Below are 24,811 nucleotides of genomic sequence, written 5' to 3'. Positions count from 1 at the left end.
CCCTCTCAACCGGTGATGGGCGTCTTGCCGGCGGCGGTGCGCCGGCCGGGCGACTCGACGAGTACGCAACGGGTGCCGCCGTAGATGGTGACGAAGCACTTGTTGCAGTGGATGCAGAGCGAGGGGGTGTCCGCGTCGGCCCGGATGCGGTTGATCAGGTCGGGCTCGCGCAGCAGGGCGCGGCCCATGGCGACGAACTGGAACCCCTCCTTCATGGCCAGGTCCATGCTCGGCCGGCCGGTGATCCCGCCCAGCAGGATCAGCGGCATGTCGACGGCGGAGCGGATCTGCCGGGCCTGGTCGAGGAGGTAGGCGTCCTCGTACGGGTAGCTGTGCAGCACCTTCTTGCCGACGAGCTTGATACCGGTCTTCATCGGCTCGGGCATGATCTGCGCGAACTCGTGCAGCGGCGCGTCACCGCGGAAGAGGTACATGGGGTTGAGCAGGGAGCTGCCCACGGTCAGCTCCAGGGCGTCGAGGCAGCCGTCGCTCTCCAGGAGGCGTGCGACGGGGATGGCCTCGTCGAGCCAGAAGCCACCGGGCACGCCGTCGTCCATGTTGAGCTTGGCGATGACGGCGATCCGGTCGCCGACCGCCTCGCGGACGGCCCGCACGATCTCGCGCGGGAAGCGGAACCGGTTCTCCAGGCTGCCGCCGTACTCGTCCTTGCGGTGGTTGACGCGCGGGCTGAGGAAGGAGCTCGCGAGGTAGTTGTGGCCCAGGTGGATCTCGACGCAGTCGAAGCCCGCCTCGACGGCCATGGCGGCGGCGTCGGCGTGGTTGCGGACGATGCGCTCGAGGTCGGCCCGGGACGCCTCCTTGGCGAAGCTGAGGGTCGTCTTGTGGAAGTGCCGGCTGGGCGAGAGCGCGGGAAGCCTGTTGGACTTCGGATTGGCCACCGGGCCGGCGTGGCCGATCTGGGCGGAGACGGCCGCGCCTTCGGCGTGCACGGCGTCGGTCAGCTTGCGCAGTCCGGGCAGCGCCTCGGGCCGCCACAGCATCTGGTGCCGGTCGGTCCTGCCCTCCGGAGCCACCGCGCAGTAGGCGACGGTGGTCATGCCGACCCCGCCCTGCGCGTACCGGACGTGGAAGTCGATCAGGTCCTGGGTGACCAGGCTGTCACGGCTCATCCCCTCGTACGTCGCCGCCTTGACGACGCGGTTGCGCAGGGTGATGGGGCCGAGTGTCGCGGGGGCCAGGACGTCCGGCGTTCCGGGCGGCTGGTGCGATGTCTGAGTCAAGGGGGAACCTCCGTCCGCGCACCCGTCGTGGTGGCGGTCGCGACGTTATTCAGGGACGGGCCGACGGGCCGGGGCCGTCCCGCTGACCGGGAGGGACGGACGAGGCCGGTCCCGCCGGCCCTTGTCGGTCCCGTCAGTCGAAGTTGGCCTGGCCGCCGTCCAGGGGAACGGTGGCGCCGGTGAGATAGCGGGCGTCCGGTCCGCAGAGCATCGCCACGGCCCGGCCGATGTCCGTCTCGCAGTCGCCGACGCGGCGCAGCGGTACGGAGGCGCGGAACTCCTCGGCCTCCTCGGGGTTGGCCTCGGCCCAGCGCACGTACCCGGGCGACGCCGCGTAGGGGGCGACCGCGTTCACGCGGATGCCGTCGGGCCCCCATTCGTTCGCGGCGGTACGGGTCAGGGAGCGCACGGCGGTCTTGGCGGCCGCGTAGGCGCCGTAGGTGCTCAGGTCCCAGCGGACCATGGCGGAGGTGACCAGGTTGATGACGACGCCTTCGCCGGAGCGCTTCAGATGGGGGTGGCAGGCCTTCATGAACGCGAAGGCGGCGAAGGGGCCGCTGCGGAATCCCCGCTGGAAGTCGGCGTCGCTCAGTGACAGCAGCGGGCCGTAGGCACCGTCGTAGACGTTGTTGACGAGGACGTCGATACGTCCGAACCGCTCGGCGATCCGCTCCACCAGGGACGGGATGCGTTCGGTGTCCAGCACGTCGAAGGTGAACGGTTCGGCCCATGCGCCGCGGGCCCGCAGCAGCGCGCAGGTGGCCTCCAGCTTCTCCGGTGTCCGGCCGAGGACCGCGAGCGACGCCCCCTCGGTGGCCAGGGCGAGGGCGATGCCCTGGCCCACCCCCTGGCCCGCTCCGGTGACGACCGCGACCCTGCCTCGAAGGTGTCCCACCGCTTCTCCTGTCCCGGGTGTCTCGTGTCTCGTGTCTCGTGGGTGTCTCGTGTGTGTCTTCGTGTGCCGTGCCGGTCGGTCCGGCACCCGGGTCGCTCATGTTCCGGGCGGAGCGGAGCACCCTGGGACGTGTGTCCCACTGAGTGGCAGGCCGGCCGCCGGCGGATCGGCCCGTCCCGGTGACCGGGAGCCGCGCTTCCCACCGGGGGCCCGCGAGGAACCATGACGCGCACATCGACCACTCGGAGAGAGGGAGGCACATGAGCGCGACGGCGGACCACCAGGAGACGGTGCCGGAGATCGTGCGGCGGCTGACGGGCCCCGGTGGCGCCTTCGAGCTGGTCCGGGAGGACGTGCTCGGAGCTCGCATCCAGGTGTTCGCACGCCGGGAGAGGTCGCTGGCGGACGTGGTGGCCGCATCCGTGCGGCACGGCGACCGCGACTACATCGTGACCGAGGACCGGCGGATCTCGTTCGCCGGGCACGCGCGTCAGGTGGCCTCCCTGGCCCGGGCCCTGGAGGAGGAGTACGGCGTCGGCAAGGGCGACCGGGTGGCGCTGCTGGCGGCGAACACCCCGGAGTGGATCGTCGCGTTCTGGGCGACGGTCTCGCTCGGCGCCATCGCCGTCGGCTACAACGCCTGGTGGACGGCGCCCGAGATCGCCTACGGCATCGAGCACACCCGGCCCACCGTGGTGCTGGCCGACGCCAAGCGGGCCGCCTCGGTGGACGGCTCGCGCGTGCCGGTGCTGACGTTCGAGAAGGACGTCCCCGATCTGCTGCGGCGGTACCCGGACGCGCCGCTGCCGAAGCCGGAGATCGACGAGGACGATCCCGCGGTCATCATGTACACGAGCGGTACCTCGGGCCGGCCCAAGGGGGCGGTGCACACGCACCGCAACCTGCTGGCCGTCATCGACTACCTGCGCTTCAACAACGCACTGGCCGCGGAGCTGGGCGACCCGACCGCCCCCGAGGACCGGCGGCACCTGCTGGCGCTGCCCCTCTTCCACATCGCGGCACTGCACAACCTCGCGGTCCCCCGGCTCGTGGACGGGGGCACCGTGGTGATGTACCAGGGCCGCTTCGAGGTGGACCGGGTGCTGCGGCTGATCGGGCGGGAGCGGGTCACCAACTGGGGCGCGGTGCCGACGATGGCGCACCGGCTGATCGAGCACGGCGACCTCAGCGGCTACGACCTGTCGTCCCTGACGTCTTTCGCGCTGGCGTCGGCCCCCTCCACCCCGGCCTTCCACGAGCGGCTGCGCGCGGTGCTGCCGGTGGCCCGGCAGGCGCTCGCCAACAGCTACGGGCTCACCGAGTGCTGCACCGGCGCGGCCGTGGCCACCCCGGCCGATCTCGCCGCGGCGCCGGACAGTCTGGGCCGCCCGGTGGTGTCGGTGGAGCTGGAGGTGCGCGACCCGGCCGGCCGGCCGCTGCCGGAGGGCGAGGAGGGCGAGATCTGCCTCCGCAGCCCGTATGTGATGCTCGGCTACTGGGAGGACCCGGAGGCCACCGCCCGGGCCGTCCGGGCGGACCGCTGGCTGCACACCGGGGACATCGGGATGGTGCGGGACGGCCGGCTGCGGCTCACCAGCAGGCGTTCGGACCTGATCCTGCGCGGCGGCGAGAACGTGTACCCGGCGGAGATCGAGAGCGTCCTGTCCGACCACCCGGAGGTGCGGGAGTGCCTGGTGATCGGGGTGCCCCACCCGGATCTGGGCCAGGAGGTGGCGGCGGTGGTCGTCACCGACGCGGACTCCTCCGTCACCCAGGAGTCCCTGGCCGGCTTCCTGCGCGCACGTCTGGCGTACTACAAGGTGCCGTCACGGTGGCGGGTCACCGCGGAGAGCCTGCCGCGGAACGCCACCGGAAAGGTGATCCGGCGCGAGGTGCGCGTCTGACGGCGGCCTTCTCCACTCCCCCGGCCCGGACCCGTGGAGACACGGGTCCGGGCCGCCGCGATGTCCCGGACGTCCCGGGCACCGGGTCCCGGTCACCTCCGGCGGGTCGGCCGGCCCCAGTGGCCGAACCGCGTGTATCCACCCGGCCGAGGCGAGGCCCCGGGGCGGAGGAGTTCCTCCGGCCCGGGGCCCGGCTGTGCTGTCGGGTCGGCCGTGGGGTGGCCGGGTGCGTGTCCGTGGGTCAGCTGGGGCGGGGCAGTTGTCTGGCGATGAACAGTCCCTCGGCCGTCACGCATTCGCGGCCGCCGGCCGTGATCGAGCCGATCGCCCGGATCTTCCTGCCGTCCGCGGAGACCTGGCGGCCGGTGACCGTCAGGGGCTCGAACAGCGGGGTGGGGCGCAGGTAGCGCAGGGTGAGTTCGGCGGTCATCCCCGACAGGCCCGCCCAGTGGTTGGCCACGCCGAGGGTGTGGTCGAGCAGCAGCGCCGACACGCCGCCGTGCACGCAGCGGGGCGGGCCCTGATAGGGGAGGCCGAGGGTGACGGTGCCCTGGACCGAGCCATCGTCCCGGCCGGTGAGCTCCAGCGGCGGGGCGAGGGCGTTCTCGGGGCCGGTGACCGGGTCGTGCCGGGTGATGCCGGTGCCCTGCCACATGACGACCAGGCGGTCCTCCAGGCCGGGAGCCCGCTCGGTGAGCTGGTCGGCGAGGGCGTCGAGCTGCTTGGTCACCTGCGCCATGTCGGTGTCCGGGTGGTCGCCGACCCGGAGCAGGGCGTCGATCAGCCGGCGCGCGGCGGCGGCCGCCGCGTCGACGCCCTCGTCGCGGACGGCGGAGACCAGCCTGTCCGGTCGTGCCACGGCCTCGCGGGACACGGTGGTGGGGTGTTCGGCGGTCATGCGGTGATCCTCGCCGTCGCGTGGGTGAGTACCGGGGCGTCGTCGCGTTCCGGGCAGGTGGCGTGCAGCAGGAGGCGGTCGCCGTCGCGCCATACGGCGGTGCGGACGGTCTCGCCGGGGAAGAGGACGCCCGCGAACCGTACGGAGAGTTCCGTCAGCCTGCTCGCGTCGCCGTCGAGCAGGCCGCCGACGAGGGCCTTGGCGACCAGGCCGTAAGAGGCGAGGCCGTGCAGGACGGGCCGCTCAAAACCGGCGGCCTTCGCGAACTCCGGGTCGGCGTGCAGGGGGTTGAGGTCGCCGTTGAGCCGGTAGAGCAGCGCCTGCTGCGGGCTGGTCAGGGTGTCGAGCACGGTGTCGGGGGCGCGGTCGGGCGCGTTCCACTCGGCCTGCGGTCCCGGCTCTCCACCGAAGCCGCCGGCACCGCGGGCCCAGATCTGCATCCTGCTGGTCCACAGCGGCCCGCCGTCCGGCCCGGTCGCCGTGGTCTCCCGTACGACGACGGCCGCCTTGCCCTTGTCCCACACCTCGGCGACGCGGGAGGAGACGGTGGCCGTGCCTGCTGCCGGGAGGGGGCGGTGGACGCTCAGCTCCTGACCGGCGTGGAGGATGCGGCGCAGGTCGATCTCGATGCCGGGCAGTTCGAAGGACGGGTCCGGGTCGGTGCCCGAGGAGATGCCGGTGCCGGCGACCATCGCGAAGGTGGGCAGCACCGTCAGGCCGCGTTCGTAGGTGAGGCCGGGTTCCGGTCCCGCGGCGGCGTCGGCGCCCGCGCCGAGGCTGAGGTGGTACAGCAGCACGTCCCGGGTGGTCCAGGAGATCTCCTGGACGACGGGGGGCGCGCCGAGCGCCTTGTCACGGTCGATCGTCATGCGCGGGCCTTCTGCTCGGTGGTCCGGTGGGCGGGCTCGGGGTCGCGGGGCAGCCCCAGGATGCGTTCGGCGATGATGTTCAGCTGGACTTCGGTCGTACCGCCCGCGATGGACATGCAGCGGGAGTTGAGGAACCACCAGGTGGGGTCCTGGCGGGGGCCCTCGCCGGTGAGGGAGGCGTCGCCCAGCCAGTCCATGGCGGTCTCCCACACCTGCTGGAGGTGTTCCACTCCGGTCAGTTTGGCGATGCTGGCCTCCGCGCCGGGCTGCTGGCCGGAGACCGAGCGCAGCGTGGTGCGCAGGCCCAGCAGTCCGCCGGACTGGGCGTCGCAGAGGATGGAGCCGAGGGTGGTGAGCCGTTCGTCGTCCATGTCCTCGGGTGCCGCGGCCGCGATGGCGAGCAGGGCCTCGCCGCCCGAGCCGAGCGAGGAGTCGTGGGAGAGGGCGACGCGTTCGTTGGCCAGGGTGGTGCGGCTGAGCCGCCAGCCGTCGCCGGGGGCGCCCACGAGCAGGTCGTCGGGGACGAACACGTCGTCGAGGAACACCTCGTTGAACTCCGCCTCGCCGGTGATCTGCCGCAGCGGGCGGATGTCGATGCCGGGGGTGCTCATGTCGAGCAGGAAGTACGAGATCCCCTTGTGCTTGGGCGCGCCGGGGTCGGTGCGGGCGAGCAGGATGCCCCAGTCGGCGTCGTGGGCCCCGGAGGTCCACACCTTCTGCCCGGTGATCCGCCAGCCGCCGTCGGTCCTGACCGCGCGGGTGGAGAGTCCGGCCAGGTCGGAACCGGCGCCGGGCTCGCTGAAGAGCTGGCACCAGGTGATCTCGCCGCGCAGGCTGGGCCGCAGGAACCTCTCGCGCTGGGCGTCGTCGCCGTGGGCGACGAGGGTGGGCACCACCCAGCCGCCGATGACCATGTCCACGGGCTCGAGGCCGGCCGCGCGCATCTCCTCGGCGATGACGAGCTGCGTGACGGCGTCGGCACCCTTGCCCCAGGGGACGGGCAGGTGCGGGGCGGTGTAGCCGCGGTCGGCGAGGAAGGCGGGCCGTTCGGCGGCCTCGACGGCGCCGGCGGCGGCGAGTTCGGCGCGGATCTCCTCGCGTACGGCCTGGGCGGCGGGCGGCAGTTCGACGCCGAGACGGCGGCGGGCGCCGTCCAGGGTGAGCCGGGCGACCCGGCGGCGCCACCATGCGGAGGGGCCGAGCGCGATGCGCAGGGTCTGGGCCCGGCGCAGGTAGAGGTGAGCGTCGTGCTCCCAGGTGAAGCCGATGCCGCCGAGGACCTGGATGCAGTCCTTGGCAGTGGCGAAGCCCGCGTCGACGCCGGTGGCGGCGGCGACGGCGGCGGCCAGCGACGCCTCGCGAGGGTCGTCGACGGCGCCGGGTTCGGCGGCACGGGCCGCGTCCCAGGCGCAGGCGCGGGCCTGCTCGGCGTGCGCGAGCATCCGTGCGCAGCGGTGTTTGACGCCCTGGAACTGGCCGATGGGGCGGCCGAACTGCTCCCGTACGCGGGCATGGTCGGCGGCGGTGGTGACGGCCCGGTCGGCGAGGCCGGAGGCCTCCGCGGCGAACAGGGTCGCGGCCAGGTCGAGCGGCAGCCGGGAGTCGACGGTCAGGACGTCGCCGGCCGGTACCGTCACCGCCTCGGCGCGCACCAGGGACGAACGGCGGGTCAGGTCGTGGCCGCGCTGGTGGGTGGTCTCCACCGCGGCCCGCGGCAGCACGACCCACGCGGTGGCGTCGCCGTCCGCGGCCGGCAGCACGAACAGGTCGGCGGTGTGACCGCCGATCACCATGCCGGACTCGCCGGTCAGGGCGAGGGCCCCGTCGTCCCCGCGGGTCAGGGTGAGGGTGCCGGGTCGCAGCCCGACGGCGCCGACGATGGTGCCGTCCGCGAGCCCCGGCAGGTAGGTGGGGTGAGCGGCCCGGCTCAGGACCGCCGCGGCGAGCGTGCTCGGCAGGAACGGGCCGGGAGCCACGGCCCGCCCCAACTCCTCTACTACGACGGCGAGTTCGACCAGCCCGTAGCCGGCACCGCCGACCTCCTCGGGCAGGTGGAGGCCGAGCAGGCCCTGGTCGGCGAGCGCCCGCCAGTACGGCGGGAGGGTCTCCTCCTCGGTGTCGACCGCCTTGCGGACGACGTCCGCGGTGAGGTGGCGGCCGGTGAAGGCGCGCACGGAGTCGCGCAGGTCGCGGTGTTCCTCGGTCAGCCCGATGGTCATGGTGCCTCAGATCCGTTCGATGATCGTCGCCGTCGAGTGCGCGCCGCCGGCGCACATGGTGATCAGCGCGGTGGACTTGTCGGCACGCTCCATCTCGTACAGCGCCTGGGTGATCAGCCGGGCGCCGGTGGAGCCCACCGCGTGGCCGAGCGCGATGGCGCCGCCGTTGACGTTGACCTTGTCCATGTCGGCCTTGTGGACCTGGGCCCAGGACAGCACCACGGAGGCGAACGCCTCGTTGATCTCGACGAGGTCGATGTCGTCCAGGGTCATCCCGGCCCGGTCCAGCACCTCGCGGGTGGCCTCGACGGGGCCGTCGAGGTGGTAGTAGGGGTCGGCGCCGACCATGGTGGAGGCGACGATCCGGGCGCGGCCGCGCAGTCCGAGGCGGGCGGCGCGCTCCCGGCTCATCAGCAGGACGGCGGCGGCGCCGTCGCTGATCTGGGAGGAGTTTCCCGCGGTGTGGATGCCGTCGGGGACGACCGGCTGGAGCGCGGCGAGTCCCTCGGCGGTGGTGTCCCTGAGGCCCTGGTCGCGGGAGACGACGGCGCGTTCACCGGTGGGGCCCTCCTTGGTCATCACCGGGGCGTCGACGTCGAGGATCTGCCCCGCGAAGCGGCCCTCGGCCCAGGCGCGGGCCGCCTTCTGCTGGGAGGCGAGCCCGAGGGCGTCGACGTCGGCGCGGGTGATGCCGCGCTTGCGCGCGATCCGCTCGGCGGCGGTGAACTGGTCGGGCATGTCCAGCGACCAGTCGGCCGGTACGGGGACGCCGGTCCCCGGGGTCTGCGCCTGGCCGAGGAAGACCCGGCTCATCGACTCCACGCCGCAGCCGATGCCCACGTCGACGGTGCCCGCGCTGATCAGTCCGTGGATCAGGTGCACGGCCTGCTGCGAGGAGCCGCAGGCGCAGTCGATCGAGGTACAGGCGGTGGTGTACGGCAGGCCGCTGTGGAGCCAGGCGGTGCGGGTGACGTTGTTGGACTGCTCACCCGCCTGGGTGACACAGCCGCCGATGACCTGCTCCACGGCGTCCGGAGCGAGGCCCGCCCGTTCCAGCAGGCCCTTCTGGGTCAGGCCCAGCAGTTCGGCCGGGTGCAGCCCGGACAGGACCCCGCGGCGCCGGCCGACCGGTGTGCGCGCGGCTTCGACAATGACGGCCTCGGCCATGGTTCTCCGTAGGTGTGAGGCGGCCCGTGAGGGCCGGGGACGATTGCGTCCCACCAGAACTAGAATTCATTCTGGTCAGACGCAAGCGGACGTCCCACTCAGTGGGTTGCGCGGCGTCCTCCGGCCCGCCCCACCCACGGTGTTCCGGGCGGCTCAGATCCGGTCGGGCCCGCGCAGAACCACCTCGGCGCCTCCGTCCACGTACAGCACCTGACCGGTCACATGGGTGTTCTCCTCGCTGGTCAGCCAGCGCAGGGCCCTGGCGATCACCTCGGGCTCGGCGTGGCCGTGCAGCGGCATGGGTACGGCCTGCGCGACGATCCTGCGCTGCTCCTCCGTCCTGGCGACGGCGGCGTGCATCGGGGTGAGCACGACGCCGGGGCCGACGGCGTTCAGCGGGATCCCCGCACCGGCCCACTCGTCGGTGACGCTGGTCCGGCGCAGCCAGCGGGCCAGGGCCGTCTTGGAGGCCGGGTAGAGGGCGCCGCCCTGGCCCCGCTCGGCGAGGGCGGCAGCCGCCGCGAGCGCCGCCGGCTCGTCACCGGCGAGGCAGGCCTCGACGACCTCGGGCGCCACGGACTTGGTCCCGACGATGGAACCGACGAACGCGGCACGGGGCGCCTCGGCGCGCGCCAGGGCCGGCCTGAGGCCCTGGAGCAGTTCGGTGACGCCGAAGTAGTTGACCGCGATCGTGGCGGGCACCTGCGCCGAGATGCCGGCGCAGGCGATCACCGCGTCGAGGACCCCCTCGGAACGTTCGAGAACGGCGCGGACGGCTTCCTGCCGGCCCGCGGGGGTGCCGAGGTCGGCACAGACCTCGGCGTCCTTCAGGTCGACGCCGATCACGTCGTCGCCCTGCGCCCGGAGCATGTCGGCGAGCGCCTTGCCGATGCCGGAGGCGGCTCCGGTGACGGCGACCCGGCGCCGTGCGGGTGAGCTGGTGGTCATGGTTCTTCTTCCCTTCGGTCGTCGGACGTGTGCCTCTCACTCCGGCATACGTCCTCTTGCTGACGCACGCCCACCGGTCGGGCGCACGCCCTCGTCGCCGGGAGCGCGCTCCGCCGTCGGACACGCGCCCCCGGGCGCGTGTTCCGCGGCCGGGCGCGCGGTCACGCCGCCGTCCGCTCGGCCCGGCGTCTCCCGCGCTCACCGTCGCCGCACGCGCCCCGGCCCCGGACCAGGGCGCGGTCCGGGGCCGATGTCAGATGTGGGAGCCGCCGTCGGCCCGGATCTCGGCGCCCGTGAGGTAGCCGGCGTCCGGGGAGGCCGCGAAGGCGATGACGCCCGCGATCTGCTCCGGGTCTCCCGCGCCGAACGGAGCGCGGATGCGCTGGTAGTAGCTGGTGTCGAGGTCCGCCGGGAGCATGTCGGGCCGCGCGGTCAGGGGTGTGGCCACGGTGCCGGGCGAGACCGGGACGACCCGGATGCGTCGGTGCGCCACCTCCGCCGCCAGGGACAGGGAGAACGCCAGCACCGCCCCCTTGGAGGCGGAGTAGGCGCTCATGTACGGGTTCCCGTGGGTCGCGGAGGACGAGGCCACGTTGACGATGGCGCCCCTGCCGTCGGGCAGGTGGCGCAGCGCCTCACGGCAGAACAGGGCCGTACCGACGGCGTTGACCGAGAACAGGTGGCGCAGGTCCTCGGCGGTCAGCCGGTCGATGGGCGTGGTGCGGTGCACGCCCGCGACGTTGACCAGGACGTCGATGCCGCCCAGTTCCCGGGCGGCACACGCCACGGCGTCCACGACCGCCGTCTCGTCCGACACATCGGCGACGTGGGTGCGGATCTCGCCGGTCCCCGGGGGGAGACGGTCCGCCGTCTCCCGGAGACCGCTCTCCGACAGGTCGACGCAGAATACGGCGGCCCCCTCGGCGGCCAGCCGGAGCGCGGTGGCGCGGCCGATGCCGGACGCGGCACCGGTGAGCAGGACGCGGGTGCCTTCGAAACGGTTCATTGCGGCCTTTCACATGAGCGTCCCGAGGGCACCGGCCCGTCGGGACCGGGAGCGTGGGAAACCGGTGATGCCGGTGATGCCGGTGATGCCGATGCCGGTGATGCCGATGCCGGTGGGTCGAGGTGTCCGCAGGTGGCCGGACACGGTCAGCTCACCGTCGCGCGTGCGGCCGCCCGGCCCGCCCTGCGGCCGAAGAAGGTGCCGTCCCCCAGCGAAGTGCCACTGATGTAGCCCTCCCCGTGGATGCCGGAAGCGGCCCGGCCCGCCGCGTACAGGCCCGGGACGGGCGTGCCCGAGACGTCCAGCACGGCGCCGTCGACGGTGGTGCGCAGTCCGCCCAGGGTGAACCCGGCGGCGCCCGTCCCGGCCCCCGCGCTCTCCCGGTCGCCGGTGCCGAAGCCGAGCCGTGGGTCGAGCGCCGCGAAGGGCGGTTCCAGCGGGCGCAGCCATGCGGCGTTCTTGTGGAAGTACGGGTCCTCTCCCCGCTCGGCGTGGGTGTTGTACGTGCCGACGGTGGACTCCAGCGCGCCGGGGGGCATGCCGAGTTCCCGTTCCAGGCCGGCCAGGCTCTCCTCGGCGAACCGGGGCACCACACCCCAGCGTTCGGCCTCGGGTACGGCCTCGTAGCCCTCCTGGTCGACGATCACCCAGCAGGGGCCCGGCTGGTTGCGTACCGCGGCCGCGCTGAACAGGCCGGGGTAGACGTCCTCGTTGATGAAGCGCCGGCCGTGGGCGTCGACCAGCATGCCGCGTACGGCCATGGCGGGCAGCGCGGTCATGGCGATCTCCACCGAGGCCATCCGCCGGGTCGCCGCGCCGACCGCGCAGGCCATCCGGATGCCGCTGCCGTCGTCCAGCCCGTCGCTGACCTTGCCGAGGCCGAGCAGGGCGGGCGCGTGGTCGGCGAGCATCTCCTCGTTGTCGACGAAACCGCCGGTGGTCAGCACGACGCCGCGGCGGGCGCGGAAGGCCAGCTCCTGTCCGTAGCCGCGGGCGGTGACACCGACGATCCGGCCGTCGTCGCCGGTGATCAGGGCGGTGGCCAGGGTGTCGGCGCGGGTGGAGGCACCGGCCGCGCGGGCGGCGGCGACCAGCTTCTCCATCAGCAGCCCGCCGCCGAAGTGCCCGACGGCGGGGCGGTGACCGCGCGGCACGGGCCGGGCGAGGGTGTCGTAGGGCCAGGCGTTCTCGCCCAGCCACATCAGGCCGTCGTCGGTGGACGGCATCCAGGTCGGGGCGTCCCACAGGGTGTGCCGGAAGGGGACACCCCGGTCGACGAACCACTGGAAGTGCTCGGTGCTGCCCTCGCAGTAGGCGCGCAGTTTCTCCTCGTCGGCGTGCGGTCCGAGGGCCGCCGACAGGTAGGCGAACATGTCCTCGACGGTGTCCTCGAAGCCGCAGGCGGCCTGTACGGGGGTGCCGCCGCCGAGGTACAGCTCACCGCCGGAGAGCGCCGAGGAGCCGCCAGGCCCTCCGGCACGTTCCAGCACCAGCACCTCCGCGCCCGCCGAGGCCGCCTCGAACGCCGCCGCGGCGCCCGCGCACCCGAAGCCGACGACGAGGACGTCGGCCTCGTCGTCGTACCGGGTGACGGACGCGGCGCGGACGGGGGTGACCGGCCGGGGCGGGGTCATGCGCCCTTCTCGGAGTGCTCGGACTTCTCGGGCGCCGAGAACGCCGCGAGCGGCTCCGAGCCCGACCAGTCGTGGCCCCAGTAGCTGTCGGCGGTGATCTCCTCGGCCGTGTAGTGGCTCTCGTCGACGAGCAGGCCGTCGGTGCCGTACTCCAGGTCCCAGCCGCCCGGGGCGCGGACGTAGAAGGAGACCATCTTGTCGTTGGTGTGGCGGCCCAGGGTGGAGGAGAGCGGGAAGCCGTGGCGGTTGACGTTGTCCAGGGCGCGGCCCACCGCGTCCAGGGTGTCGACCTCGACCATGAGGTGGACCAGGCCCGGGGCCTCGCCGTGCGGTGCCGGGCACAGGGCCAGGCTGTGGTGGCGCTGGTTGACGCCCAGGAAGCGCACCCGGCGCGGCGGCGTGTCCGGGGACTGGACGCTCAGCTTGACCGCGCCGCGCGGCAGGAAGCCGAGGACCTGCGTGTAGAAGGCGACGGTCTCGTCCATGCGGGTGGTGGGCAGGACGACATGGCCCATGCCCTGGGCGCCGGTGACGAAGCGCTGGCCGAGGCCGGTGAGGACCGGGCTGTGGTCGAGGACCGGTCCGAAGAACACCTCGACGCGCATGCCCGCGGGGTCGTCGAAGGCGATGGCCCGCTCCACCCCCAGTTCGCCGGCCTCCCGCCAGGTGAGTTCCTCGACCGGGACGCCGGACGCCTCGACGGCGCGGGCGACCTCGTCCAGCGCGAACTGGTCGCGCACCTCCCAGCCGACGGCCTCGGCCCGGTCGGTGTCGCCGGGCAGGACGGCGAGCCGGGCCCGGCGCTCGTCCATCCTGAGGTAGAGGCCGTCCGGGTCGGGCCCGGAGCCCTCAGCGAAACCGAGCGCGTCGACGGTGAGTTCACGCCAGCGGGCGACGTCCCGGGTCCTGACCCGGAGATAGCCGAGTCCTCGGATGTGCGTCATGTACTTCCTCCAGTCCTTCCAGCCTGCGGCCGTCCCGTCGGGGTCAGATCATCGAGCGCATCGGCCCCTGCGGGGGCTCCACACCGATGTCGGTCAGCGCCGCCACGTGGAAGACCGATCCGGTGACGTGGATGGCGTGGGCGAGGCCGGTGTGGGCGTCGCGCCAGAAACGCTGGATGGGGTTGCTCACCCGCATCGCGTTGCCGCCGGAGCGGGCGACGATCTCGTCGACCGCGCGGACGGCCCGCCAGGCGGCACGGGCCTGGGTGCGGCGGCCGACGGCCCGCCGCTCGAAGCCGACCCGCTCACCGGCCGCGACCACGTCGTACAGGCTGCTGATGTTGTCCAGCAGGGCGGCACGGGAGGCGGCGATCTCGGCGGCGGCCTCGCTGACCGCGTACAGGACGTACGGGTCGTCGCGGACGGCGGTGCCGGTGATCTGGACGCGGTCGCGCTGGTAGGCCAGGTGGTGGGCGAGGGCGCCCTCGCAGATGCCGATGACGGCCGAGGTGATGCCGAGCGGGAAGGCCGCGGAGAACGGCAGCCGGTACATCGGATTGGCCAGGCCGGCTTCCTCGGCGAGGCTGCCGTCGACGACCCTCTGGTAGTCGATGACCCGGTGGTCCGGCACGAAGGCGTCCTTGACGATGACGTCCTTGCTGCCGGTGCCGCGCAGGCCGACCACGTCCCAGGAGTCGGCGACGATCTCGTAGTCGGAGCGGGGCAGGATCACGTGCGCGGAGCGCGGCGGGTTGAGCCGTTCGCCCTTCTCGTCGGCGAGGAAGGCGCCGAGGAAGATCCAGTCGCAGTGGTCGGTGCCGGACGAGAACTGCCAGTGGCCGTTGAAGACATAACCGCCGTCGACGGGACGCAGCAGGCCCATCGGGGCGTACGGGGAGGCGATCCAGGTGTCGGGGTCCTCGCCCCAGACCTCCTCCTGCACCCGGGGGTCGGCCATCGCCATCTCCCACGGGTGGACGCCGACGACGCCGGAGACCCAGCCGGTCGAGCCGTCGCAGGACGCGATCTCCATGACGGTCTCGGCGAACTCCCGCGGGTGCAGTTCGAGGCCGCCGTACTTCTTCGGCTGGAGCATCCGGACGGCACCGGTCTCCCGCAGCACCTTGGCCGCCTGATCGTCCAGCCGGCCCAGCGACTCGTTCGCGGGCCCCAGGGCGCGGATCTCCTCCGCGCGTTCGACGACGGCGTCGAGTACCGGATTGGCCATGGCTGCTCTCACTTCCCCGCGGGCGTCGGCCCGGACGTGTTCTTGGCCGCGGCGGCTCGCTCGGCGAGCCCCACGGCGATCTCGATGAGCTGGTCCTCCTGGCCGCCGACGAGCTTGCGGCGCCCGGCTTCCAGGAGGAGTTCGGTGCCGGAGACGCCGTACTTGGCGGCCTGCCGGCCGGCGTGCGCGAGGAAGCTCGAGTAGACGCCCGCGTAGCCCATGGTCAGCGACATCCGGTCGAGCAGGCGGTCGCCGCCCATGATGGGCAGCACGACGTCCTCGGCGGCGTCGATGATCTTCGGAGTGTCGATGCCGGTGCGGATGCCGAGCTTCTCGGCGACGGCCACGAACGCCTCGACGGGCGTGTTGCCCGCGCCCGCGCCGAAGCGGCGGGTGGAGCCGTCGATCTGCAGGGCGCCGGCGCGTACGGCGTACACCGAGTTGGCGACGCCGAGTCCCAGGTTCTCGTGGCCGTGGAAGCCGACCTGGGCGTCGTCGCCGAGTTCCGCGACGAGCGCGGCGACCCGGTCGCCGACGCCCTCGAGGACGAGCGCGCCGGCGGAGTCCACGACGTAGACGCACTGGCAGCCGGCATCGGCCATGATCCGGCCCTGCCGGGCCAGGGCCTCGGGCGGGGTGCTGTGCGCCATCATCAGGAAGCCGACGGTCTCCAGGCCCAGTTCGCGGGCCAGGCCGAAGTGCTGGACGGAGATGTCGGCCTCGGTGCAGTGGGTGGCGATGCGGCAGATGGAGGCGCCGTTGTCGGCGGCCTCGCGGATGTCGTCCTGGAGGCCGAGGCCGGGCAGCATCAGGAAGGCGATCTTCGCCTGCCGGGCGGTCTTCACCGCTTCCTTGATGAGTTCCTGCTCCGGGGTGCGGCTGAAGCCGTAGTTGAACGAGGACCCGCCCAGGCCGTCGCCGTGGGCGACCTCGATGACGGGGACCCCGGCGTCGTCGAGGGCGGTGACGACGGCCCGCACGTCCTCCACCGTGAACTGGTGCTGCTTCGCGTGCGAGCCGTCACGCAGCGAGGAGTCGGTGACGCGGATGTCGAGATCGGCGCTGAAGGGCATGAGTGTGGACTCCTTGGTGGTCAGCGAGCGGTGCGCCGGGCGATGATCCGCTGGGCGAAGCCCTCACCGACCTTGGTGGCGGCGGCGGTCATGATGTCGAGGTTGCCGGAGTACGGCGGCAGGAAGTCGCCCGCGCCCTCCACCTCCAGGAAGACCGCGACCCGGGCGAGGCCGCCGCTGACGGTGTCCGGTTCGTCGAACTGCGGCTCGGCACGCAGCCGGTAGCCGGGCACGTACGAGGCGACCCGGCGCGCCATTTCGTGGACGGACTCGGTGATCGCCGCGCGGTCGGCGTCGGCCGGGATGGCGCAGAAGACAGTGTCCTGCATGAGCATGGGCGGTTCGGCCGGGTTGAGGATGATGATGGCCTTGCCCCGGGTGGCGCCGCCGATGTTCTCGATGCCCCGGCCGGTGGTGAGGGTGAACTCGTCGATGTTGGCGCGGGTTCCGGGGCCGGCGGACGGCGAGGCGACGCTGGCCACGATCTCCGCGTAGGACACCTCGGTGACCCGGGAGACGGCGTGCACCATGGGGATGGTGGCCTGGCCCCCGCAGGTGATCAGGCTGACATTGGGCGCGTCCAGGTGCTCGCCGAGGTTGACGGCGGGGACGACGGCGGGGCCGAGCGCGGCGGGCGTGAGGTCGATGGCCTGGATGCCGAGTGCGGCGTACTTGGGGGCGTTGGCCTTGTGCACGTAGGCCGAGGTCGCCTCGAAGACCAGGTCGGGCCGGTCGTCCTGGGCGAGCAGCGGGTCCACTCCGTCGACGCCGACCGTCAGGCCTTCCTCGGCGGCGCGCTTGAGACCCGGGCTCTGCGGATCGATGCCGATCATCCACCGTGGCTCGATCACCTCGGACCGGAGCAGCTTGTACATCAGGTCGGTGCCGATGTTTCCGGAGCCGACGATCGCGGCGGTCGCCTTGGTCACAGTTCGAACCTCATCCGAGTCGAGGGGTCGCGGGGGTGCGGGTGCGGGCCCGCGGGGGTGCTCGGGGGCACGGGGCCGCGGGACCGCCCGGGGCGGGAGACCGCGAGGCCGTGCCCTGCGCGGGGCCGTGGTTTCCGCCCGCGGGGGCGCGGGTCGTGCTCCTTCGCGGGGTCGTGGTGCCGGGTGCCGCGGACTCGCGGACTCCCGGAGCCGCGTACTCCCGGGGTCGCGGTGTCCGCCCTCCCGGGGCGGGGCGGGGCTTGTCCCCAACGTGTCAGCGCGGGGGCCCGGCCCGCCGGGGTCCTCCCGCTGAGCGGGAGTGGTCCGGGCGGGCCGGGTCGCTCACCCGTCGTAGGTGATCCTGACCCGCTCGGTGAGCGGGAGTGCCTGGCAGGCCAGGACATAGCCGTCGGCGACGTCGCGCTCGTCGAGCACCTCGTTGTTCTCCATCGCCACCTCGCCGTGGACGAGCAGGCAGGTGCAGGCGCTGCAGTTGCCCTCCCGGCAGGAGTACGGCGCGTCCAGGCCGGCCGCGAGGAGGGCGTCCAGCAGCTTGCTCTTCGCCGGCCAGGGCACGGTCCGGACGGCGCCGTCGAGTTCCACCTCGACCTCGCCGGCCGGACCGGAGTCCTCGGCGGGTTCCTCCGGTGCGGTGAACGGGTCACCGGTCAGGGAGGTGAACCGTTCGACGCGCACCCGGTCCGCCGCCGCGCCGAGGCCGGTGAGGGTCTCGGCGGCGAGGTCCATGAAGGGGCCGGGGCCGCAGATGAACGTCTGGCGGTCGGCGTACGGCCGGGCCAGGGCGCGCAGCGCGGGTCCGGTGGGCAGGCCCTGCACCGACTCCAGCCAGTGCAGCACCGTCAGCCGGTCGCCGAACTCCTCGGCCAGCGCGACGAGTTCGTTCCGAAAGATCACCGAGCGTTCGTCACGGTTGGCGTAGAGCAGCGTGACGGACCCGGTTCCGGCGTGCAGAGCGGACTTGAGGATCGACATCACCGGGGTGATGCCGCTGCCCGCCGCGAGGAGGAAGAAGTCCTCGTCGAGCGTGTCGGGGGTGAACGTGCCCGCGGGCCGCAGGACTTCGAGTGTGCCGCCCGCCACGACGTGGTCGCAGATCCAGTTGGAGCCGTAGCCGTTCACCGTGCGCTTCACGGTGATCTTCAGCTTCTCGTCGCGCAGCGGGGAACTGCACAGCGAGTAGCAGCGGGCGGCTCCCCCCGCGCGTTCGGAGGGCACCCGGACGGTCAGGAACTGACCGGGCCGATAGCTGAACCGTTCCTTCGGTGCGTCGACCGGTTCGAGGACCAGCGAGTGGGCGTCGGAGGTCTCGCGGACCACCTCGACCACTCGGACCGTGAGAGGGGTGTCTCGCCCCATGGTTGCTCTGCCTTTCCTTGCCCGGAGCGGTCAGACCCGGCCGGAGGCCGCCCGGCCCGTCGTGTCGCCGTCCCGGTCGGCGCGGTGTGCGCCCGCGTGCCGGGCGGCGATGTAGCCGAAGACCATGGACGGGCCGATGGTGGCGCCGGGTCCCGCGTACTCGTTGGCCATCACCGACGCCGAGGTGTTGCCGGTCGCGTACAGGCCCTCGATGTGGCTGCCGTCCTCCCGCAGCACCCGGCTGTGCTCGTCGCAGAGCAGGCCGCCCTTGGTGCCGAGGTCGCCGACGTCGATGCGTACGGCGTAGTAGGGAGCCCTGTCGATCACGTCGAGGTTGGGGTTGGGCAGCGTGGGGTCGCCGTAGTAGCGGTCGTAGGCGCTGTCCCCGCGGCCGAAGTCGGTGTCCTCGCCGGTGCGGGCGAAGCCGTTGAACCGTTCGACGGTCGCGGTCAGTTCCTGCTCCGGTACACCGATGGCGCGGGCCAGTCCGGCGATGGTGTCGGCGCGGTGGACCAGGCCGGCGTCGTAGAACCCGCGGGGGAAGGGCATCCCGGGCAGCACCTGGGCGAACGGGTAGCGGGCGCGGGCCTTGGCATCCATCACGAACCAGGCCGGGACGTGCTTGCCGGCCAGCTGGTCGTGGACGAAGTTGACGTACGGCGAGGACTCGTTGGTGAAGCGCCTGCCGCCGGCGGAGACGATCAGCGACGGTGGGATGCACCGCTCGGAGACGAGGGGGATCGTCACGCCCTTGGGATGGCGCACCGACGGCATCCACCAGGCGTCGTCCATGAAGTCCACGGCCGCGCCGAGTTCCAGCCCGGCGAGGATGCCGTCGCCCACGTTCTCCCGCGCGCCGGCGCTGAAGTCCTCCTTGCCGCCGTCGGGCAGGTACTTCTCGCGCATCTCGCGGTTGTGGTCGAAGCCGCCGGCGGCGAGCAGCACTCCGTGCCGGGCGCCGATGCGCACGGTCCTCCCCTCGCGCTCGGCGACGATGCCGGTGACCCGCCCGCCGTCGTCGGTGATCAGGGAGGTCATCGGGGTGCGCAGCCACAGGGGGACGCCGGCGTCCTTGAGCGCCATGCGCATCCGGGCCACCAGGGCGCGCCCGCCGGTGGACATGTGACGGCGGCGGATCACGTTGGAGGAGACCCGCCAGGCGGCGACGACGGAGGCCCAGCGGCCGCGCCAGGTCCGCTTGACCATGGCCAGGTCGTGGTAGTCCTTGCCGGTGACCCACAGGCCGAGGGGGCCCTGGAGGCTGTTGGGGCGCTGGTACTTCTCGTCCTCGCCGAGCTTGCGGGTGTCGAACGGGATCGCCTCGATCGACCGGCCCATGGGGCGGCCGCCCTCGTACTCGGGGTGGTAGTCGGAGTAGCCCTTGGTCCAGGAGAAGCGCATCCACCTGCTGCGGCACAGCAGTTCCATGGCGGCGGGACCCTGGTCGACGTAGGCGTCGAGGCGGGCGGCCGGGACGCGGCCCTCGGTGAGCAGGTCGAGGTAGCGGCGGACGGACTCCCGGCTGTCGTCGTGCCCCTTGGCGCGCAGTACGGGGTTGTTGGGGATCCAGATGCCACCGCCGGAGATGCCGGTGGTACCGCCGTACATGGCGCCCTTCTCGACCACGACGGTGGACAGTCCGGCGTCGACGGCGGCGAGCGCGGCGGTCATGCCGCCGCCGCCGCTGCCGACGATGACGAAGTCGAACTCGTGGTCCCAGGTGGGGGCGGGGGTGCCGGTCATGCCGACTCCTTGCGGGTCAGGAAGGCCAGTACGACGCTCTCCCAGGCCGCCTTCTGCTCGATCATCACCCAGTGACCGCAGTCGGGGAACACGTGCAGTTCGGCGTCGGGAATGGTACGCATCGGCACGATGGACATGTCGACGGGGCTGACGCGGTCGTCGCGGCCCCAGGTGATCAGGGTCTTCGGCTTGAGCCGGTGCAGCATCGCCCAGTACGGGGCCTGGTCGGAGGCGGCCGAGGCGGCCGTGCGGGCGGCGAGGGCGGCGCTGCCGTACATCGTGCGGGCGTTCGCCAGGGCCTCCGGCTGGGTGGCCAACTGCCAGCGTTCCTCGATGAGTTCCTCGGTGACGAGGCTCTGGTCGTACACCATGGACCGCAGCCAGCGGATCAGGCCCTCGCGGGTGGGGTGGTCGGTGAACTCCGTCAGGAGCCTGATGCCCTCGCCGGGGCCGGGGCTGAACAGGTTGCGGCCGATGCCGCCGATCGTGACCAGCCGGCGGACCCGGTCGGGGTGACGGAGCGCGTACTGGGTGCCGACGATGCCGCCCATGGAGTTGCCGATGACGTCGACCCGGTCCAGGCCGAGGGCGTCGAGGAAACGGCCGAGGGCGGCCGGGGCGGTGACCATGGGGTGTCCGTCGGCGGGGTCGCTGACGCCGAACCCGGGCAGTTCCAGGACCAGGCAGCGGAAGTGCTCGGCGAAGGCGGCGAGGTTGCCGCGGTAGTTGCGCCAGCCGGTGACGCCGGGGCCCGAGCCGTGCAGCATCAGCAGGGGCGGCCCGGTACCGGCTTCGTGATAGCGCAGTACGCCCTGGTCGGTCTCGAGCTCGCGCGAGGTGGCCTCGTGGCTCAGCTCCGTCATCTTCCCTGCCTCCACGTCCCGGTGGCTCCACGCCCCGTGGTCAACGCCGGGAACGTAACCAGCGGTCGCCGGGCGGTGCCGCACCGGTCCCGATCAGCGGGACGCCCCGGGCACCGGACCCCGGCCGCACCGGGGGCGGGAACGGCCGCGGGCCGGGTTCCACTCATCGGGAACGCCGTTCACCGCCGGACCCCACGCCCCTACGGTCGGGGCTCCGCCCGCCCACGCAGCACATCACCGTGCCGGTCCCGTCGAGGTGAACCTGATGACAGCTGAGTCCCTGACCGCATCCGAGACACGAGGGAGCACGGCCCCCACACCGCCGGAGATGCGCCGTGCCATGGGAGCGTTCGCGACAGGTGTCACCGTCGTCACCGGGCTGGACGCGGCCCGGGAACCGGTCGGCTTCGCGTGCCAGTCCTTCGCCTCCGTCTCGCTCGAACCGCCTCTCGTCCTCTTCTGCGCCGACCACCGGGGGCGCGCCTGGCCGCGGATCAGGGAATCGGGACGGTTCTGCGTCAACGTCCTGGCCGAGGACCAGGGCGACCTCTGCGCCCGCTTCGGTTCGAGCCGGGGCAGGAAGTACGAGGAACTCGACTGGGACCTCTCGCCCTGGGGGACGCCCGCGCTGCGCGGGGTCCTGATGCGGGCCCATGCCGAGGTGCACGACGTGCATGTGGCCGGCGACCACGACGTGGTGATCGGCCGGGTCCTCGGGCTGGAGACCGCGCAGGAGCGGCGGCCGATGCTCTTCCACCGCGGACGTTTCGGCGTGGAGGACCGGCCGGCCGAACCTCGCACCCCGACGGACCCGTTCGCCTGGGGCTGGGGCGACAACTGGGGCTGAGGGGACGGGGTCCAGGACCGGTCCGGGCCCGGGCGTCCGGGGGCCGGACCGGTCCCCGGAGGCTCGCGGAGCCGGGCCGGCCCAGGGGGTCGCCCGGCCGGACCCGGCCCAGGGGGTCGCCCGGCCGGACCCGGCCCCGGAGCCCGCCGGGCCGGGTTACAGCCAGTCGCCGTTCTGCCCCACCGCGAGCAGTCGGTCCATGGTCCGTGCGGACCAGTTCTGCTCCTGGGCGGCGGAGGCTCGGGCGTGCTGGGCGCGGCCGGGGTTCTCCAGACAGGGGAACAGCTCCAGCGAGATCCGGCGGGCGGCGTCGGCCACCAGCGGCGCGACCTTCTCCAGCGGCGTCCGCTCCTCGCCGGCCAGGGAGAGCGCGGCCACCGGCCCCTCCGGGCCCCGGACGGCCGACGCGACACAGGCGATGCCGGGAAAGTACTCGCCGTGCTCGAAGGCCAGTCCCCGGCGCTGCCTGATGCGGTTGAGCTCCTGGTGCAGCGTCGGCAGGTCGGCGATGGTGCGGTGGGTCAGCCGGCCGATGGTCTCCCCCAGCCGGGAATCGACGTCCTCCGGTTCGAGCCAGGCCAGCATCGCCTTGCCCAGTGCCGTCGCATGGGCCGGGACCCGGCCGCCGACCCATGAGGGGACGGATGCGGCGAACCGGCCGCCGGCCTTGTCGAGGTAGTGCACCTGGCCCTCGTCGAGCACGGCCAGATGGACCACCAGCCCGGTGCGCATCTGCAGGTCGTGGATCCGGCCCGCGGCGGCCGCGCGGATCTCGGCACGCGTGCCGTCGTCGCCGCCGAGCCCGAGCGCCCGGCGGCCGAGACCGTAGCCGAAGGGGGTGTGCTCCAGCCATCGCAGCCGTACCAGCTGCTCCAGGATCCGGTGGGCGGTGGAACGCGGCAGGTGGGTGCGGCGTACCACGTCCTCCAGCGACAGCCGGGTGGTGCGTCCAGTGAACACGTCCATGATCAGCGTCATCCGCTCGACCATGGACGGCGGCAGCTCCTTGCGAGCGGGCGCTTCCACGGCAGGCGCGTCGTCGACAACCGTCATGGGGCCCTCCTTCGGGCGAACTGAAATGAATTCTGCTTTTGGAAGCTAGCAGCGTGTGCGAACGGGCGTAAGGGGTGTGCACAAGATTCCGTTTCCGGACTCGTCCGGCCCGCCCGCGGCCTTCCCGATCAGCGGGACCGCTCCGTGTCAGGTGTGTGCTCCTGCGTTACGAATCGGCTGGACAGCACGCACTCCGCCGACGGCACGAGGAGAGACCGCATGCGGATCGGAATCACATCACCCGTGGTGGTGCAACTGCCGGGGTCCGCCTCCGCCTGGGAGGCGGACGCCGGCATCGACGAGCTGGGCCGGATCGCGAGGGCCGCCGACCGGCTGGGCTTCCACCACCTCACGTGCAGCGAGCATGTGGCCGTCCCGCTCGACATCGCCCGTGAACGCGGCGGAACCTACTGGGACCCGCTGGCCACCCTCGGTCACCTGGCCGCGCTGACCAGCCGCATCCGACTGGTCACCCAGGTCCTCGTGCTCGGCTACCACCACCCGCTCCAGATCGCGAAGCGCTACGGCACCCTGGACCGGATCAGCCGCGGCCGGGTCACCCTCGGGCTGGGCGTCGGCACCCTCGCCGAGGAGTTCGACCTGCTCGGCGCCGAATTCGCCGACCGGGGGGCGCGTGCCGACGACGCCCTGCGGGCGCTGCGGGCCTCGCTGTCCCGGCGGGTACCGGAGTACCGCGGCGAGCACTACTCCTTCGGGGACTTCGTCGTCGAACCGTACGCCGTCCAGGAGCACCTCCCGCTCTGGATCGGCGGCCGGACCCCGCGCTCGCTGCGCCGGGCCGTCTCGCTGGGTGACGGCTGGGTGCCGTTCGGGCTCGCCCCGGACCGGCTGCGCGAGATGCTCGCCGCGGCCGACGTGCCGGACGGTTTCGAGGTCGTCCTCGCGCCCGGCCGCCCCCTCGACCCCGCCGGGGCGCCCGAGGAGACGCTCACCACCCTGGCCCGGCTGCGGGACGCCGGCGCCACCCTGCTGTCCGCCTCGGTCGCCGCGCGGTCCGCGGACCACTACTGCGAGCAGTTGGAAGCCCTGCACACCCTGGCCTCCGGCCTCTGACACCCCCTCACCCCGACCGACGGGAGCGACCGTTGAACGACACCGAGCAGGCCCTGGCGGACACCCGGAAGGCACTCGCCGACAGTCAGGAGGCCTTCGCCGGCCTGCGGCGGACCCTGGCCCGCCTCGAACGGCGGCTGTCCCGGCTCGAGGACGAGGCCGCCGTGACGTCCCTGATCCTGTCCTACGGCCCGCTGGTCGACAGCGGACAGGCCGAGGCGGTGGCGGGCCTGTGGGAGGAGGACGGCGTCTACGACGTCGACGAACTGCTGATGACCGGACGCGCGGAGATCGAGGCGATGGTCCGCTCCCCCGACCACCAGCGGTGGATCGGCCGGGGCTGCGCCCATGTCGTGGGCGCCCCGCGGGTGCGGGTGCGCGGTGACGAGGCCGTCGCCGTCTGCTACACCACCATGATCGTCCGCGATCCGGAGGCCGGGGCGTTCACCCTGCGCCGGGCCACCGCGAACCACTGGCGGCTGCGCCGGGGGCCCGACGGCTGGCGGGTGACCACCCGCACGAACCGGGTCCTGGACGGCCGTACCGAGTCCCCCGGACTGCTCGCCTCCGGCGTGCTCGCCGACGGATGGGCGGAGGAACCGTGACCGGGCACCCGGGGGGACGGGAGGGCGGGGAACGGGAGAGCCGTCGGAACGGGTGTGCCCGACGACCGCCGGCCGATCACCGGGGAACTCGCCCGGCCCGCCCCTGCGCCCGCCTCCCCCGGGAGCGGGACGGTGTCACCGTCCCCGCCCCGGGTGCGGCCGGTTGCGGAGCCACCCGCGTGGCGGGCGTCGTCGCCGTCGTCCGTCGCCGTGCGGCGGCAACCGAGCGGGAGACGTCGGTCCGGTGGCTCCCTTCCCGCGGCTCAGAGCCGTCGTGAGCACCCCTGAGCGGGA

At 73.1% G+C, this 24,811-nt stretch carries 22 protein-coding genes; 4 read left to right on the top strand and 18 right to left on the bottom strand.

Annotated elements, in window-relative coordinates; all coding sequences use genetic code 11:
• Positions 1-5: 5 nt before the first annotated feature.
• On the bottom strand, positions 6-1,241 hold the full coding sequence (locus tag VKA29_RS07240; protein ID WP_324784375.1) for an NADH:flavin oxidoreductase: 1,236 nt from the start codon (positions 1,239-1,241) through the stop codon (positions 6-8).
• A gap of 133 nt (positions 1,242-1,374) precedes the next feature.
• Positions 1,375-2,136, bottom strand: coding sequence for an SDR family oxidoreductase (locus tag VKA29_RS07235; protein WP_324784374.1), 762 nt, complete (start codon positions 2,134-2,136; stop codon positions 1,375-1,377).
• A 260-nt stretch (positions 2,137-2,396) separates the two neighbouring features.
• Here VKA29_RS07235 and VKA29_RS07230 point away from each other — a divergent pair, with 260 nt between their 5' ends.
• Positions 2,397-4,040 (top strand): class I adenylate-forming enzyme family protein, encoded by a 1,644-nt coding sequence (locus tag VKA29_RS07230; RefSeq protein WP_324784373.1) that lies wholly within the window; start codon positions 2,397-2,399, stop codon positions 4,038-4,040.
• Between the two features lie 241 nt (positions 4,041-4,281).
• Here VKA29_RS07230 and VKA29_RS07225 read toward each other — a convergent pair whose 3' ends face one another.
• From VKA29_RS07225 to VKA29_RS07155, 15 genes are all read right to left on the bottom strand, one after another.
• Complete coding sequence (locus VKA29_RS07225; protein ID WP_324784372.1) at positions 4,282-4,938, bottom strand: PaaI family thioesterase; 657 nt, start codon at positions 4,936-4,938, stop codon at positions 4,282-4,284.
• Entirely contained in the window at positions 4,935-5,807 is an 873-nt protein-coding gene (locus VKA29_RS07220) for a MaoC family dehydratase (RefSeq protein WP_324784371.1), read from the bottom strand. The genes VKA29_RS07225 and VKA29_RS07220 overlap by 4 nt, the downstream gene beginning before the upstream one ends.
• A complete protein-coding gene (locus VKA29_RS07215; protein WP_324784370.1) occupies positions 5,804-8,026 on the bottom strand; it encodes an acyl-CoA dehydrogenase in 2,223 nt (740 codons plus the stop codon). Before VKA29_RS07215 ends, VKA29_RS07220 begins: the two co-directional genes overlap by 4 nt.
• A gap of 6 nt (positions 8,027-8,032) precedes the next feature.
• The gene (locus VKA29_RS07210) at positions 8,033-9,193 is read right to left on the bottom strand and encodes a steroid 3-ketoacyl-CoA thiolase (protein ID WP_324784369.1); all 1,161 of its coding nucleotides are present in this window, start codon (positions 9,191-9,193) and stop codon (positions 8,033-8,035) included.
• A 153-nt stretch (positions 9,194-9,346) separates the two neighbouring features.
• Positions 9,347-10,141 carry an SDR family oxidoreductase gene (locus VKA29_RS07205; RefSeq protein WP_324784368.1) on the bottom strand — a complete coding sequence of 265 codons (795 nt, stop codon included), beginning with the start codon at positions 10,139-10,141 and terminating at the stop codon, positions 9,347-9,349.
• A gap of 253 nt (positions 10,142-10,394) precedes the next feature.
• Positions 10,395-11,147: an SDR family NAD(P)-dependent oxidoreductase gene (locus VKA29_RS07200; protein WP_324784367.1), complete on the bottom strand. Its 753-nt coding sequence runs from the start codon at positions 11,145-11,147 to the stop codon at positions 10,395-10,397.
• Between the two features lie 9 nt (positions 11,148-11,156).
• Positions 11,157-11,291, bottom strand: a complete 135-nt coding sequence (locus VKA29_RS07195) for a hypothetical protein (protein WP_324784366.1) — start codon at positions 11,289-11,291, stop codon at positions 11,157-11,159.
• A gap of 2 nt (positions 11,292-11,293) precedes the next feature.
• Entirely contained in the window at positions 11,294-12,781 is a 1,488-nt protein-coding gene (locus tag VKA29_RS07190; protein ID WP_324784365.1) for an FAD-dependent oxidoreductase, read from the bottom strand.
• On the bottom strand, positions 12,778-13,725 hold the full coding sequence (locus VKA29_RS07185; protein ID WP_324784364.1) for a VOC family protein: 948 nt from the start codon (positions 13,723-13,725) through the stop codon (positions 12,778-12,780). The genes VKA29_RS07190 and VKA29_RS07185 overlap by 4 nt, the downstream gene beginning before the upstream one ends.
• A 43-nt stretch (positions 13,726-13,768) precedes the next feature.
• Positions 13,769-14,953 (bottom strand): acyl-CoA dehydrogenase family protein, encoded by a 1,185-nt coding sequence (locus VKA29_RS07180; protein ID WP_324784363.1) that lies wholly within the window; start codon positions 14,951-14,953, stop codon positions 13,769-13,771.
• Between the two features lie 8 nt (positions 14,954-14,961).
• Positions 14,962-16,026 (bottom strand): 4-hydroxy-2-oxovalerate aldolase, encoded by a 1,065-nt coding sequence (dmpG, locus tag VKA29_RS07175; RefSeq protein WP_324784362.1) that lies wholly within the window; start codon positions 16,024-16,026, stop codon positions 14,962-14,964.
• A gap of 20 nt (positions 16,027-16,046) precedes the next feature.
• A complete protein-coding gene (locus VKA29_RS07170; RefSeq protein ID WP_324784361.1) occupies positions 16,047-16,955 on the bottom strand; it encodes an acetaldehyde dehydrogenase (acetylating) in 909 nt (302 codons plus the stop codon).
• 342 nt (positions 16,956-17,297) lie between these two features.
• The gene (locus tag VKA29_RS07165) at positions 17,298-18,332 is read right to left on the bottom strand and encodes a ferredoxin--NADP reductase (protein ID WP_324784360.1); all 1,035 of its coding nucleotides are present in this window, start codon (positions 18,330-18,332) and stop codon (positions 17,298-17,300) included.
• 30 nt (positions 18,333-18,362) lie between these two features.
• A complete protein-coding gene (locus VKA29_RS07160; protein ID WP_324784359.1) occupies positions 18,363-20,075 on the bottom strand; it encodes an FAD-binding protein in 1,713 nt (570 codons plus the stop codon).
• Positions 20,072-20,938 carry an alpha/beta fold hydrolase gene (locus VKA29_RS07155; protein ID WP_324784358.1) on the bottom strand — a complete coding sequence of 289 codons (867 nt, stop codon included), beginning with the start codon at positions 20,936-20,938 and terminating at the stop codon, positions 20,072-20,074. Before VKA29_RS07155 ends, VKA29_RS07160 begins: the two co-directional genes overlap by 4 nt.
• 265 nt (positions 20,939-21,203) lie before the next feature.
• Here VKA29_RS07155 and VKA29_RS07150 point away from each other — a divergent pair, with 265 nt between their 5' ends.
• Positions 21,204-21,785 (top strand): flavin reductase family protein, encoded by a 582-nt coding sequence (locus tag VKA29_RS07150; RefSeq protein ID WP_324784357.1) that lies wholly within the window; start codon positions 21,204-21,206, stop codon positions 21,783-21,785.
• 156 nt (positions 21,786-21,941) lie between these two features.
• On the opposite strand, the gene VKA29_RS07145 is transcribed toward VKA29_RS07150, so the two are convergent.
• A complete protein-coding gene (locus tag VKA29_RS07145) occupies positions 21,942-22,838 on the bottom strand; it encodes an IclR family transcriptional regulator (protein WP_324784356.1) in 897 nt (298 codons plus the stop codon).
• 219 nt (positions 22,839-23,057) lie between these two features.
• Here VKA29_RS07145 and VKA29_RS07140 point away from each other — a divergent pair, with 219 nt between their 5' ends.
• Both VKA29_RS07140 and VKA29_RS07135 read left to right on the top strand, forming a co-directional pair.
• On the top strand, positions 23,058-23,912 hold the full coding sequence (locus tag VKA29_RS07140; RefSeq protein WP_324784355.1) for an LLM class F420-dependent oxidoreductase: 855 nt from the start codon (positions 23,058-23,060) through the stop codon (positions 23,910-23,912).
• 32 nt (positions 23,913-23,944) lie between these two features.
• Positions 23,945-24,517, top strand: a complete 573-nt coding sequence (locus VKA29_RS07135; RefSeq protein WP_324784354.1) for a nuclear transport factor 2 family protein — start codon at positions 23,945-23,947, stop codon at positions 24,515-24,517.
• Positions 24,518-24,811 lie beyond the last annotated feature (294 nt).

Source organism: Streptomyces sp. H51, from assembly GCF_035656535.1.
Taxonomy (GTDB): domain Bacteria; phylum Actinomycetota; class Actinomycetes; order Streptomycetales; family Streptomycetaceae; genus Streptomyces.
Note: the sequence above shows the minus strand (reverse complement) of the source record. Positions and strands in the feature narration are given on the sequence as shown.